This is a genomic window from Syntrophus buswellii, from assembly GCF_046097065.1.
GTDB classification, from domain to species: domain Bacteria; phylum Desulfobacterota; class Syntrophia; order Syntrophales; family Syntrophaceae; genus Syntrophus; species Syntrophus buswellii.
This window is the reverse complement of the sequence record NZ_CP175563.1, coordinates 2,609,270-2,622,686: the sequence shown is the minus strand read 5'-3', so window position 1 is coordinate 2,622,686 and position 13,417 is coordinate 2,609,270. Positions and strand designations below refer to the sequence as shown.

At 53.0% G+C, this 13,417-nt stretch carries 10 protein-coding genes; 9 read left to right on the top strand and 1 reads right to left on the bottom strand.

Annotated features, from left to right (window positions below; translation table 11 throughout):
• The first annotated feature begins 1 nt into the window (after window position 1).
• The 6 genes from ACJ77P_RS11950 (at window position 2) to ACJ77P_RS11925 (ending at window position 7,105) form a co-directional block, all read left to right on the top strand.
• Complete coding sequence (locus tag ACJ77P_RS11950) at window positions 2-1,570, top strand: sigma-54-dependent Fis family transcriptional regulator (protein ID WP_367359867.1); 1,569 nt, start codon at window positions 2-4, stop codon at window positions 1,568-1,570.
• Window positions 1,571-2,163: 593 nt separating this feature from the next.
• Window positions 2,164-2,934, top strand: coding sequence for an enoyl-CoA hydratase/isomerase family protein (locus tag ACJ77P_RS11945; RefSeq protein WP_367359866.1), 771 nt, complete (start codon window positions 2,164-2,166; stop codon window positions 2,932-2,934).
• 110 nt (window positions 2,935-3,044) lie between these two features.
• Window positions 3,045-4,223, top strand: coding sequence for a thiolase family protein (locus ACJ77P_RS11940; RefSeq protein WP_408998351.1), 1,179 nt, complete (start codon window positions 3,045-3,047; stop codon window positions 4,221-4,223).
• Entirely contained in the window at window positions 4,223-4,696 is a 474-nt protein-coding gene (locus ACJ77P_RS11935; protein WP_408998350.1) for a Zn-ribbon domain-containing OB-fold protein, read from the top strand. Before ACJ77P_RS11940 ends, ACJ77P_RS11935 begins: the two co-directional genes overlap by 1 nt.
• 102 nt (window positions 4,697-4,798) lie before the next feature.
• Window positions 4,799-5,947 carry an acyl-CoA dehydrogenase family protein gene (locus tag ACJ77P_RS11930; RefSeq protein WP_408998349.1) on the top strand — a complete coding sequence of 383 codons (1,149 nt, stop codon included), beginning with the start codon at window positions 4,799-4,801 and terminating at the stop codon, window positions 5,945-5,947.
• 66 nt (window positions 5,948-6,013) lie between these two features.
• A complete protein-coding gene (locus tag ACJ77P_RS11925) occupies window positions 6,014-7,105 on the top strand; it encodes a 3-hydroxyacyl-CoA dehydrogenase family protein (RefSeq protein ID WP_408998348.1) in 1,092 nt (363 codons plus the stop codon).
• Between the two features lie 95 nt (window positions 7,106-7,200).
• On the opposite strand, the gene ACJ77P_RS11920 is transcribed toward ACJ77P_RS11925, so the two are convergent.
• The gene (locus ACJ77P_RS11920) at window positions 7,201-9,402 is read right to left on the bottom strand and encodes a gluconeogenesis factor YvcK family protein (RefSeq protein ID WP_367359861.1); all 2,202 of its coding nucleotides are present in this window, start codon (window positions 9,400-9,402) and stop codon (window positions 7,201-7,203) included.
• A 348-nt stretch (window positions 9,403-9,750) separates the two neighbouring features.
• On the opposite strand from ACJ77P_RS11920, the gene ACJ77P_RS11915 reads away from it, so the two are divergent.
• From ACJ77P_RS11915 to ACJ77P_RS11905, 3 genes are read left to right on the top strand one after another with little or no spacing between them, the layout of a single operon-like run.
• Window positions 9,751-11,004 (top strand): UDP-N-acetylglucosamine pyrophosphorylase, encoded by a 1,254-nt coding sequence (locus tag ACJ77P_RS11915; RefSeq protein WP_367359860.1) that lies wholly within the window; start codon window positions 9,751-9,753, stop codon window positions 11,002-11,004.
• A gap of 31 nt (window positions 11,005-11,035) precedes the next feature.
• Complete coding sequence (glmM, locus tag ACJ77P_RS11910) at window positions 11,036-12,385, top strand: phosphoglucosamine mutase (RefSeq protein WP_367359859.1); 1,350 nt, start codon at window positions 11,036-11,038, stop codon at window positions 12,383-12,385.
• A 50-nt stretch (window positions 12,386-12,435) separates the two neighbouring features.
• A complete protein-coding gene (locus ACJ77P_RS11905) occupies window positions 12,436-13,395 on the top strand; it encodes a glucosamine-6-phosphate deaminase (RefSeq protein ID WP_367359858.1) in 960 nt (319 codons plus the stop codon).
• Window positions 13,396-13,417: the final 22 nt, after the last annotated feature.

Genomic DNA, 13,417 nt, shown 5'->3' with positions numbered 1-13,417 from the left:
TATGGGCAGCGATATGATTTACGAAATGGTTACGGAAGACATCATCAGCACCATAACCGATGAGATCAACATCGGCAGCCTGGCCGTTGAAAGGGTTTGCCAGATTTTAAGCGATAGCGAAATAGCGGGAGAGGTTTTAACCCGCGTCATAACTCGAGAAAAATTCCACGGCTTGAATTTGCTGGACGTGATCAATAATGAATTTAAGGAGTTGAATTCAATCTTCCAAGATTCCTATGACGGGATCAGCGTCGTAAACAAAAACGGGATGGTCACGCGGGTCAACAAGGCCTTTGAGAGATTGACAGGCATAAAGATCAAGAACGTCCTCGGGGTCAACCTCCACAAGATAAAAAAAGAAGGGAATTATTTTGATCCCACGGTGGCGCTGAAGGTGTTGGAAACGGGAAAACCGGTCACCATCCTGCAGAAGTTTGCCAAGGGAAAGGAAATCATGGCCATCGGAAACCCTGTTTTCGATGAAACCGGCAAAGTCATCTGGGTGGTGGTCAACCTCAGGGATGTGACGGAATTGAAGCAGCTCGAGGAAAAGCTGAGAAAAACACAGGAACTGAATGCCCAGTATCTCTTTGAAATGGAAAACATGAGGAAAAAATATACCAGCGAACATTGCCTGGTATCCAAAAGCAAAGAGATGGAAAAAATTATAGAATTGGCCACAAGGGTGTCCATGGTGGAAAGCCCGGTGCTCATTCAGGGAGAGTCGGGGGTGGGCAAGGAAATTATTGCCAATGTCCTGCACAACATGAATACCAAAAGAAAGAAAGGCCCCCTGATCAAGGTGAACTGTGGCGCCATTCCAAAAGAGTTGATAGAGAGTGAGTTTTTCGGCTATGAGCCCGGTGCGTTTACGGGGGCGAGTCGATGCGGAAAGCCCGGTTTTTTTGAGCTGGCTCACAAGGGAACCATTTTTCTTGATGAAATAGGAGATCTTCCTCTGGGCTTGCAGGTCAAACTCTTGCGCGTCCTGCAGGAGCATGAGATTACCAGGCTTGGCGGCGTGAAAACGATCAAGATTGATGTACGGGTGGTGGCGGCGACGAACAGAGACCTGGAAACAATGATAAAGGAAAAATCTTTTCGCGAGGACCTTTATTATCGAATCAACGTAATCCCCCTTAGAATCCCATCGCTGCGTGAACGAAAGGATGATATCGCTCCCCTCCTTTTCCATTTCCTCGACACCTATAACAGGAAATACGACTTGAAAAAAAGCCTGTCGGATGAAGTGGTGGAGTGTCTGCTGAAATACGAATGGCCGGGGAATGTCCGGGAGTTGATCAATTTGATCGAAAGGCTTGTGGTCACGACCGATGTTCAGCAGATTGGCCTGGAGCATCTGCCCCATCGATACCGGACCCAGATGGACAACAATTTTTATCGAATGCACCAGATGAATTTGACTGAGGCCGTTGAGGAACTGGAGCGTTATATGGTAAGCAAGGCCATACAGTCTCAAAAGAGCACTTACAAGGCGGCTAAAGTACTGGGAGTAAGTCAAAGCACCGTAGTGCGTCTGGCTAAAAAACATAAGGTGAATCATTGCTGATGCGGCTCTGTCTAAACTGATTCTTTTATGGTGCGATGCTTCATTTTTTCCGTATAGGAACCGCAGCGGCAGGCGCTTTTTGAATCATGAAGCGTAAGATTATACATTTCAGATATTTGCGGGTAGGCGTATGGTGGATCTTCCTCTGCCTGCCCTTATTGAAATCTGTTTTCCCCCCTTCTTTTTCAGCCGAAGTATATTGACTTGAATAATTATTCCCCAAAATATTCCGTGATTTGAAAACTCAGAAGGCCGGATGAATCATAGCCGGTTTGTCTGAGTTAAATATGACTTATTTTGTATAATATGATAAACACTTGAAATGATACAATTTTTAGAATGTTCATTCTTTCGAGTCAACAATGAATTAAAAATGGTTGAAATCCTTTGAGGAAAGAGGAGGCTCTTAGCGCTGCCTGTAAGGGTTTTACGGAAAATACCAAGGGCATATTTTTTGCGATATCCCCTATTAACTGAAACATAATCATTAATTGGGAAGGAGGCTTCGTCGCAGGTATTTCTGGCAGCTTGTAAAAGCTTTCTCACCGTTAATGGATTAAAAACTAAAGAGGGGGGGGTAAAACTTAAAAGCCATGTATGAAACGATCAATCTTATAGTTGAGGAAGGGATCGCGACGGTTACCTTGAACCGGCCGCCGGTAAACCCGCTAAACAGCAAAATGTTTGCTGAGCTCGGTCAGGTCGCGGCTGAACTGGAAGCGGACCCGGCTGTCCGGGTGGTCATCATTACCGGTTCCGGCGACAAGGCTTTTGTGGCAGGCGCAGATATCAATGAGATGAAGGATCTTACTCCGGTAGCAATGTATAAATTTTGCCAGGTATCCGGATCCGCATTTCGCGCCCTTGAAAATATAGGCAAACCGACGATTGCCGCGATCAACGGGCTGGCCTTCGGCGGCGGCTGTGAGCTGACCTTGACCTGCGATTTCCGAATTGCGGCGGATACAGCCAAGTTTGCGCTTCCGGAAATCAACCTGGGCATTATCCCCGGCGGCGGTGGCACACAACGTCTTCCGCGCCTTCTGGGTGCTGCCAAGGCGAAAGAGATGCTCATGCTGGGCGATATCATCGATGCCAATGCCGCCTGTCAATGCGGTCTGGTCAACAAGGTCGTTCCCCTGTCCGAACTGATGAATGAGGCAAAAGCCCTGGCGAAAAAGCTGGCAGGCAAATCATCTCTTGCACTGTCCATCATTAAAAATTCGGTGAATCAGGGCTTGAACATGAACCTGGGAGAAGCCCTGGATTTCGAGACGAAAAATTTTATTCTGGTATTTACCGGCGATGATCGCCGGGAAGGGTTCAGCGCCTTTGTGGAAAAGCGCAAACCGAAATTTACATAGACAGGGGTGCCGGGATCGAGGTGCCGTCATCCGAAGGGCGTCCTTTCGGGGGCGTGGTGAATTCTGAGTTGAGGTGAATCTAAGTTCAACGAGATTGGAGGGGTTTTTATATGAGAAATGTTTGCGTGATTGCTGGTGGCCAGAATTTGTGGGGAGTGCGTCAGGCCACTCAAAGGGACATGATCCAGGAGGCCGGCAAGGCTTGTTTCGAAGATAATCCTATCATTAAAAATAAGGATATCGATGGGTTTATCGTGGGCGCATGCCATACGGAGCGCTGCTCCTTTCAGACCCACCTGGCGCCGCAGGCAGCAGAATGTCTGGGCATCAAACCCGTCAACCTCTGTTGCCGGGTCGAACTTCTGTGCGCAACGGGAAGCACCGGCATTATCGTAGCCGATGCGATGATTCGGAGCGGCAAGGCGGACGTGGTCATGGTGGTGGGTGTGGAAAAACTTTACATGCCCCAGCGCTGGGAAATTCCGTTCAGTGAGTTGGGAACCTGCGACCATGAATTTGACTGTACGAATGGGATGGGGCTTCCGCCACCGGCTTTTGCAACAGTCGCCCAGCAGCATATGAAACTCTACGGCACGACGGAAGAGCAGCTGGCCATGGTTGCGGTCAAGAATCGCCGCAACGGGTTGAACAACAAAAAGGGCCAGATGCAGAAAGCGATTACCCTGGAAGAGGCGATGAGCTCGAGAACGATCGTCCGGCCGCTGAAACTGACGGACTGCTGTCCGGTGACGGACGGCGGTGCAGCAATCATCCTGGCCTGTGAGGAAAAGGCCAAGGATCTGACCGACAAGCCCCTTGTTTACATCCGTGGGAGCGCTCAGGGCACCCAGCACCAGATGTCGGCCAATTTCAACAACGGCGTCTGGTCAACGTGGGATACCTTGAGGATTGTAGGCGAGCAGGCTTACAAGCACGCCAGGGTGACCCCCAAGGATATCAATGTCGCCCAGACCCATGACTGCTTTACGATCTCGGAGATCGTCGAAGTGGAAGAGCTCGGTTTCTGTAAGAAGGGCGAGGGCGGACCCTTTGTTCAGGAAGGAAAATCCGACTTCGGTGGCCTGGTGCCCGTCAATACGGATGGAGGCCTGTTGTCCTGCGGACATCCCTTCGGGGGAACCGGCATCCGCCAGGGCATTGAAATCATGCACCAGTTAAGGGGTGATGCTGTGAAGCAGGTGGAAGGGGCCAGGATCGGTCTAACCCATAATCTGAGCGGCTTGATCTCTGCACACACAGTCTTAATTTACGGGAGGGATATGGAATAATGAGTATCACAGAAGGTAAATATGCAGCTTCAATGGATATGTGGCCTCTGCAGGGCAAGCAGTTCACCCGGATTTACCCCTTTTTCGACAATCTGAAGGAAGGGAGGCTGACAACCACCAAGTGCAAAGATTGCGGCACCATGTCGTTTCCCCCCCGCGGGGTGATCTGCCCTGAGTGTTTATCGGAAAACCTGGAATGGGTCGATCTCCCCACCAAGGGTACGGCTCTGAGTGTAACCTATGAAGAGGTGGGCGTGCCGATCGGCTTTGAAACCCCGCTGGTTCACGCAATGGTTGATCTGGGCGGTGTTCTGACCCTTTTCAGCCGGATCAAGGACTGCCCGATGGGAGCCTTGAAGGTGGGGGACGAGGTGAAGCTTGTGGTCTTCCCGGTGGATCCGCAGCCCTTCGACGGCAAAAAGGGTGAAGACAATGTAATTCAGAGAGTCTTTTTCTGCTTCGAAAAGGCCTGAAATCAATAGACCCCGTTTATCCCCGGGGCATCCTCCGGGGGTAAACGGCTTATCCTCTGCTTTAATTATTTTGAGCAGTCAACCGTCAAGGGGGGTGAGCACTTGGACTTCGAGCTTGATCAAGATCTATTAGCACTTAAGGAATCCGTGCAAAAGCTGGTGCAGGAAAAGGTGGCGCCAAGGGCTGGGGAACTCGATGAAATCGGTGGTTATCCCTGGGATATAAAAGAAGCTTTCGCGGAAAACAGGATCCTGGCGATTCCTTTTCCCTCGGAATACGGAGGCACTGGTGGCAAGGCCCTTCCAATGGCGATCGCTGTGGAGGAAATATCGAAATTCAGCTGCAGTGTGGCCATGATGCTGAGCGGACAGTGCCTCGGGTCGGCGGCAATTACCATTGCCGGAACGGAAGAACAGAAACAGCGGTTCCTCCCGGACCTGGCTCATGGGAAGACGCTGGCGGCCTATGGGCTTACCGAGCCCGATGCCGGCTCGGACGTAGCCAGCCTTCAGACCACAGCCGTGCGCGATGGGGATGACTACGTGGTAACCGGATCCAAGAGGTTTATAACGTATGGAGATGTCGCGGACGTCATGACCCTGTTCGTAAAGACCATCGATCCCGATACCAAGGAAAAGAAAGTGTCCTGTCTGGTGGCGGAGAAAGGGCCGGGCTGGATTGTCAGCAAGCTGGAGCATAAAATAGGGATTAAGGGGTCGACAACGACAGAGTTGTTTCTTGAGGACTTGCGGGTTCCTGTGAAAAACCTGCTGGGCAAGGAGGGGGACGGCTTTAAAATCGCGATGCAGGTGCTGGACAAAACGAGAACCAGCATTGCAGCACAGGCTGTCGGCATGGCGCAGGGAGCTCTGGACTGTGCGGTTCAGTTCGCCCGTGAGCATCTGCAGAGCGGCAAGCCGATCGGACGAAAGCAGGGCATCCAGATGAAGCTGGCCGACATGGAAATGAAAACAGAGGCCGCGCGCTACCTGACCTATATGGCTGCGGATAAATATGACCGTCACGATCCGGACCGGGGCAGGTACTCGGCATGCGCCAAGGCCTATGCCTCCGATCTGGCCATGGAGGTGATCGGCGGCGCGATCCAGGTGCTTGGGGAATATGGTTACACCAAGAAGTATCCGGTGGAAAGGATGTTCCGGGATGCCAAAGTTCAGCAGATTTACGAGGGGACAAATGAGATCCAGCGGATCGTCATTGCCCGGAGTCTGTTGGGTAAAGGTTTTTAAAAAATATTCAGCTGAATTTCTGCACGGCCCTGTGCCGGCCGTTTGAAATCGAAAGGGAGGCGGAGAATGAAGGAAGTCAAGACAGTGGGAGTTGTGGGTTTCGGCGTGATGGGTGCTGCCATCGGACTCAATGCCGCAATGAGCGGGTATCGGGTTGTCTTCAAGGAACTCAATGACGACCTGGTCAAGTCCATGTATGACAAGTTCGTGGCTAAGGCCATGGCCAAGAGGGTGCAGTCGGGAAAGATGTCTCAGGAGGAGGCGGACAAAATTTGCGGGACGATCACGGGAACTTCCAATTTTGCAGATTTGGCCGTGTGCGATCTGATCATCGAGGCCGTTGTGGAAAACATCGATCTGAAGATTCAGGTCTTTGAAGAGATTTCCAAGGTGGTCCCGAAGGATACCATCATTGTGAGCAACACCTCGACCTTTCCGATCGCAACGCTCATGCAGAAGGTCGACAACCCGGCAAGGACCGCCGGTCTTCACTATTTCTTCCCGGCGAACGTCAACCGTCTGGTGGAGGTGATCCGTCAGAAGGCAACCAGTGACGAAACCTACGAAGCGCTCATGGCCTTTGCGAAGGGGAACAAGAAGGTGGCGATCACGGTCACGGACTTCCCAGGATTTGCCGTCAATCCTGTTTTTATTGCCGCATACATGGTCCTCGATAATTTTGCCGGAGATAAATACAACATCGCGACGCTGGAAAGCATCTCGCAGGAGTTCCTGGGCCTGAAATTCGGGATCATGTGGGTGCAGAAGGGTGCCGGTCTGGGCACATGCTATCATGCCGCGGTTTCGATGGTCGAGTATCTCGGCAATACGGACATCGGATATCCGCCGGTTCCGGCTTTCCTGAAGAAAAGTTTTGAAGAAAAACTGGATTGGAACCTTGAGGAAGGTCCCGTTCTGGAGGATAAGGCGGCCCGCAGCGAGGTGGGTGAACTTCTGCTTGGCTCGGTTTTCTGCATCTCCAAGCATCTGATCGCCAAGAAGGTCGTATCCGTTGAGGATCTGGACCTTGGGATCCGGACCTCCCTCGCGTGGCCGAAAGGACCCTTCCAGATGATGAATGAAATGGGAGAGGAAAAAGCCCGCAAACTGATGCAGCTGGCAGTGGACAAAGGCTTTTTCAAGATGCCGCCTATGTAAGATTCCTCGGAGTGCTTTACTCCTCTTTTTCGGCTTCCAGGCAGTCCCTGCTGTCTGGAAGTCGTTTTTTTTTCTTATCGTTCATCAAAACCGGGTTACTCGTCCCGATGCTGGAACACGACATTACGGAAAAACCGGACAAGGGCCTGTTTGCGGGTGCGCTCTTCCAGCTGATAGGGGATGAGTTTCTGGGGGGGCCAGCGGAGCAGCGACATTTCATATTCCATGATTTCGCCGTACGCGTTGTTCAGATACCACGCATACAGGAGCCCGAAAAGCAGGCCTGGAGGAAGAAATCCCTCCCGGTCATTGAGCGTGATCCCGAATGTGTTCGGATCATGGGGCTTCGGCATCATGCGGGCCAGCCTGAGATAGGTTCGCAACGCTCCATCATCGAGAAAGCATCGGCGTTCCTCCACGGGACGCAGCCGGATCTCATAACGCCGCGCGCCCCATTGGTTTCCGTTTTCCGGATTGACCCAGCATCTGCCTTCCACGTACTGCCCCAGCAGCGATTCACCCAGGGCGATGAGAAGATTATCCCGGATACGCTCCGGATCATCGCTGACCTGCTCGTGGATCTTCAACAGGCCGTCTTCGGGATCATAGTATCCCAGGACGTTGTCCCATTCCTTGCTCCGTGTCCATCGGGATGCGGGGATAATCTGCGCCGCACGGAAAAATTTCAGGTGCGTGATTCGGATATCCCGGTTTTCCCAGATGATTTCGCGCATGATTTCTCGGAGGCTCCGGGGATGAAACCGCTTTTCCGCCAGCACGGCGTCTGCTTCCCGATAGTAGCAACAAAGAGGCGGGGCCCCTGTAACGGTGTTGTTTGACGACCGTGCCGGAATCGTCCGCGAAGAGGCGTGCTTGCGGTTAAGCCCCAACCGCTGATGTGCGACAAGAAGCGTCCGCACGGCAAGGGCAAATTTCTGGGGATCGTGGTGGATGACACCGGCCCTCTTGAGCCGCTCCGGGGAATAGACCGTTGCCTCCAGGGGGAGAACCCCCAAGCTTTCGACGCGGCTGCGGTCAAGATAAATGGGGCTTTTCCCTTCCAGGGCATAGTTGCGGAGCACATCACCCGAGATGTGCTCCAGGTTGGCGCTTAATACGACGTCGAAGAGGCCCTCGGCGCCGCCTTCAACATTATGTCCGTACGCTTCCACAAGCTCAGACACATAAAGACCGCGATTCCAACGGCGCCTGGATATATCCGTCTCTCCCGCCTGCACCAGGAAGTTGGCGCCGAGGATCTTCAATGCCTTGCGGTTCTCCCGAATCGCCTGAACAATGGCTGGGACCTGGAGGATCGGCATGATGCTTGTGTAGAGGCTGCCCGGCGCGAAAAGGATGATGTCAGCCTCTCGAATCGCATTGCAGACCGCCGGGCTGACGAGAGGAGCATCACAGCATTCGATGGATACGCGGTCGATCGGCAGGTGGCGGCGTGTGATCGCCGATTTATCCTGCCCCCTGACGGCAACTCCGTTGCTGTACCTCAACACCAGCTGCCCGGGGGTTGCCGTTGCAGGATGAAGCGTTCCGGGAGGCACTCCGATGGCGCGGGAAAGAAGCTCAATTCCTTCCGTAATGGCAGCCAGTCCGGGCGGGTGATCGATCGTCCGTCCGGCTGATTTGAAGATGGCGGAGGTGAGCATCAGATTGCCCAGGCAATGACCTCCCGGCGAAATGGTCGGCCCGTCTCCGCCTTGGGAAATGTAGGTTCCCAGGGAGATTAACAGGTTCGATAATGGCCTGGGTACGGTTTTGCGCAGATCCTGAGGCAGCAGAAGCAACGGGTTGGCCACACATCGGAACTTTCTGAATCCTTCCGGAAACCGGTAATTAAACACGGCATGAATGGCGCGGACGAGCTGTCCGGTTGCGACATCATCAAGGCCGTAAGTCTCCTGGAGGTTTTCGCTCAGGATCAGGGAAAGGAGAACCTTGCGAAAATCGCCGATTCCAATCATCGGCAACTCCTTCAGGAGCAGCCCTGTAGAGCCCCCGTCATCCGTCGTGCAAACCACCACATCCATGGTGGAGAATTCCTGCTTCAATCCCACGAAGGGATTTTCCGGCCACTCGGCCAGCCGGGAGTTCCCGCCGACGACCGTGGAGAGGCCGGTTCCGCCCCCGAAAACCACGACCCGTTTATCACAGCCTTCACGGGAATAAACCGAGTCGACCAGACCGAAGATGGAGCCTCTGTGGGGTCCCTTGGGGATCGTTTCGTTGATGACCATCTCCAGAAGCTGGTCAACGTATTGGCCGATTTCTGATGTCTTCATTGGAGATAGAACTCACCTCATGAAGAAGAGCCCTGTGAAGAACGGTGAGCTCAAGAATTGATAAGATGTAAGGGATATAAACCTGATTTTATAAGTAGAGGATATAGGGAAATCACTTCTGCCTGTCAATAAAAAAAAGAGAAAAATTTACGGACCGATCAACTTTGCTGCGCATCCTCTTCGGCTGAATGATCCGAGCTTCCCGCACCGAATGCCCATCACCTGGTCCGGAGGCCTGTTTCCTGTTTACAGGCAGAATTGTTCCAGGGTTTCCGCACGCTAGATTTTTTAAAAAAAACCTTGATATCTCATTAAATTCATATATTATTCCGCAACTTGGAGGAGATTATGAACAGTTTGCCAAAATGCTACGACAAGGTTGTTGCGTTGATCAAAAAGGGCGTCGATATTCCCAATCCCCTGACCATCGATCTGGGCGATGAGGTGGCCGCAGATCAGATTTCTGGAAAGGGTGTCCGGATCTATCCAGGTTGCAGAATTTACGGCAAGGAGACGGTCATATCGGCCGGGTGCCGGATCGGGTATGAAGCTCCGGTTACGATCGATAGTTGCCAGCTGGGACCTGACGTCGAACTGAAGGGGGGATTTTTTACCAAGTCCGTCTTTCTGGAAAAGGCCAACATGGGATCCGGGGCGCAGGTGCGTGAAGGCTGCATCCTTGAAGAGGAGGCCAACGGCGCCCACTGTGTCGGAATAAAACAGACGATCCTTTTCCCGTTCGTGACGCTTGGTAGCCTGATCAACTTCTGTGATTGCCTGATGGCCGGCGGAACAAGCCGGAAGGATCACAGCGAGGTGGGCAGTTCCTATATTCATTTCAACTTTACTCCGGATGGGGATAAGACCACGGCTTCCCTATTCGGTGACGTTCCGCGGGGCGTCATGCTCAATCAGCCCGCCATTTTCCTCGGCGGCCAGGGCGGCACGGTGGGACCGTCACGACTGGGATACGGCAATGTCGTTGCCGCCAATTCGGTGTTGAGAAATGATTTTATCGAGGACAATCAGCTGATTGTCGAAAAATTGCAAGCGGGAAAGAGAACGGATTTTCGGCCCAGGGCCTATCCCGGCATCCGCCGGGTCGTAGAGAACAACATCATCTATATCGCAAATCTCATGGCCCTTGAGCAGTGGTATCTTTATGTCAGGAGGCCGTTTCTTGATCGGCAGGAATTCGGTGGGCTCATGTTTTCCGGACTGGTCGACAAGCTGGCGCTGGGGAAGAAAGAGCGGATCAAGCGTCTCCAGGTGCTTGCTGAAAAGGCAAAAATGTCCTCTCAACAGGATGAGGGAACGAACCCGGAAACCGCTGGACGAAACGAATTTTCTGATCGGTTTGATGAGATAGAAGCGCTGTTTGCCGCGGGTGCAGGGGAGCATGGGAACGAACAGACCCGCGATGAGTTCCTTTCCGCCTTTGATAGAGCAAGGGGCGGGGCGCAGGCCGATTATATTGTCGCCATACAGGGGCTTCCCGCGGAAATCTCCGGGCAGGGAACGCGTTGGCTTCAAGGGATTGTCGATGCCCTCTGTTCCAAGGCAGGGGAAATTGTTCCCTCGCTCAGATTATTCGACAACTGATTTTAATCCATTATTTCAAGGGAGGAATGTTATGGGGAAACTGTTTGGCACTGATGGAGTCCGGGGAGAAGCAAATCGGTATCCCATGAATGCGGAAATCGCCTTTGCCATAGGGCAGGCGATTGTCTATATCCTGAAAAAGGAGCATGCGCGTCCAAGAATCGTGATCGGGAAAGACACCCGAATTTCAGGATACATGCTTGAGAGTTCCCTCGAGTCGGGGATCACCTCAATGGGTGGCAATCCCTACCTGCTCGGCGTTCTGCCCACTCCGGGGATCGCTTTCATTGCCCAGAGCATGCGCGCCCACGCGGGGATCGTCATTTCCGCTTCGCACAATCCATATCAGGACAACGGCATCAAGATTTTCTCCGGCAGTGGGTTCAAACTTTCCGATGAGCAGGAAGAAGCCATTGAGAACCTGATGCTGAGCAATGCTCTCCATACCCTGGTGCCGCCCGTCAAGGACATGGGGCAGGCCTTCCGCGTGTGGGACGTACACGGCCGTTATATCGTGTTCCTGAAGAGCACGTTCCCCCGCGACTTGTCCATAGAGGGGATGAAGATCGTCCTCGATACCGCCAACGGCGCAACCTACAAAGTTGCCAAGGAGACTTTCTGGGAGCTGGGGGTGGATTTGCAGGTCATCCACGACGAGCCGAACGGGATCAACATCAATGAAAATTGCGGATCACAGCATACGCAGGATCTGAGAAAAAAGGTCGTTGAAAGCGGCGCCGCCATAGGCCTTGCATTCGATGGCGACGGAGACCGCCTGATCGCCGTCGATGAAAAGGGGCAGGAGATAACAGGCGACCAGATCCTTCTCATATGCGCCAAGGTGCTCAAGGAGCAAGGCAAGTTGAAAAACGATCTCCTGGTAAGCACGGTCATGAGCAATCTCGGGTTGCGGGTGGCATGCAAGAAATATGGTTTCAAGCACCACGCCTCACAGGTGGGGGACCGTTATGTCCTGGAGGACATGCTGAAGTTGGGCGGCATCATCGGCGGGGAGGAATCGGGTCACATGATATTCCTCGAGCACCACACAACAGGGGACGGTATCCTTACAGCTCTGCAGCTGATTGCCGCCATGGTCCGGACCGGGAAACCCCTGTCTGAGCTTGCCGGGCTGATGGACATTTATCCCCAGAAACTGATCAATGTGGATGTGAAGAGCAAGCCTGACATCAGTACCGTGCCGCAGGTCATGGAGGTCATAGGCCGGATAGAGAAGGAACTTGGCGAGGAGGGCCGCATTCTGGTCCGCTATTCCGGAACGCAGAATATGTGTCGGGTCATGGTTGAGGGGCCTTCCGTGGCGGTGACGGAGACGTATTGCCAGGAGATTGCGGACATTGTCAAGAAGTCCATCGGCTGAGACGGGAAAAGGGGCGGCTCCGCCAACAATTCAATTCGAGGAGAAAAGGTATGCCTATTGAGGTTTTCATAACGAACGACTTCGAACACATGAGCCAGGTTGCGGCGGATCTGGTAAAGAAGAAAATCCTCGATGTGTCGGAGAAAAAAGAGGAGATTGTTCTGGGGCTAGCCACCGGGAACTCGCCGACCGGAATGTATAAACATCTGGCCCGGGCGGCCAATGCCGGCGAGTTTGACAGCCGCCGAATCAGAACCTTCAATCTTGACGAGTATGTCGGTCTGCCCGGTGAAAACATCCAGCAGCGGGTAATCCACCCGGAAAGCTACTGCTACTTTATGATTCAGGAGTTTTTCGGCCTGCTGGAAAAAAAATTCAGGGAAACAAGTGTGCCCTTCGGTTCCCTGATTGATCAGAAAATGCTGATCCGGGAGCTTGAGAACCATCCCGGGGATTGGGAATACAAAGGTACGAGCGCAGGGAAGTCCATCGCCATAAAGCAGAAAACCCGGTCGGAGTATCTTGCGTGGATCAGGAAGGACATCCTGGACGGATATCGGCGCAAAATCAGAAAGGCCGGAGGAATCGACCTCCAGGTCATCGGTGTCGGAGGGCGCGGGCATGTCGCCTTCCACGAATCGGGCATCCCTTTCAAGGGGAGTTCGGTCATGCTGGTCAAGCTTGACGAAAACACCATTCATAACTCAGTGACAGACGGGCATTTCCCCTCGGTAAAAGACTGTCCGAATTACGCCGTATCCATGGGGGCAGAGCTTGTCTACCAGGCTGAACATGTCGTTCTTCTGGCGAACGGAGAGCGGAAGGTCGAGTCGGTGACCCGGTCCCTTCTCGGGGAAGTGACCCCCGATGTGCCGATTTCCTATGGGCAGAAATACGCCGACAACGGCGGTAACCTCATCTACGTCCTGGACAGGGTCGCAGGCGGAGAGCTTCTGAAAAATCACGATGCGCTGAAAGCCCGAAAGATTGTCCTTCAGGACCTTACCTGAAAGCCGGATCATCTATCTGCCC

Excerpts from the sequence above, each read along its gene's own strand:
- ACJ77P_RS11905 (WP_367359858.1), top strand. The coding sequence starts at position 12,436 with ATGCCTATTGAGGTTTTCATAACGAACGACTTCGAACACATGAGCCAG.
- glmM (WP_367359859.1), top strand. The coding sequence starts at position 11,036 with ATGGGGAAACTGTTTGGCACTGATGGAGTCCGGGGAGAAGCAAATCGG.
- ACJ77P_RS11940 (WP_408998351.1), top strand. The coding sequence starts at position 3,045 with ATGAGAAATGTTTGCGTGATTGCTGGTGGCCAGAATTTGTGGGGAGTG.
- ACJ77P_RS11915 (WP_367359860.1), top strand. The coding sequence starts at position 9,751 with ATGAACAGTTTGCCAAAATGCTACGACAAGGTTGTTGCGTTGATCAAA.
- ACJ77P_RS11920 (WP_367359861.1), bottom strand. The coding sequence starts at position 9,402 with ATGAAGACATCAGAAATCGGCCAATACGTTGACCAGCTTCTGGAGATG.
- ACJ77P_RS11945 (WP_367359866.1), top strand. The coding sequence starts at position 2,164 with ATGTATGAAACGATCAATCTTATAGTTGAGGAAGGGATCGCGACGGTT.
- ACJ77P_RS11925 (WP_408998348.1), top strand. The coding sequence starts at position 6,014 with ATGAAGGAAGTCAAGACAGTGGGAGTTGTGGGTTTCGGCGTGATGGGT.
- ACJ77P_RS11935 (WP_408998350.1), top strand. The coding sequence starts at position 4,223 with ATGAGTATCACAGAAGGTAAATATGCAGCTTCAATGGATATGTGGCCT.
- ACJ77P_RS11950 (WP_367359867.1), top strand. The coding sequence starts at position 2 with ATGGGCAGCGATATGATTTACGAAATGGTTACGGAAGACATCATCAGC.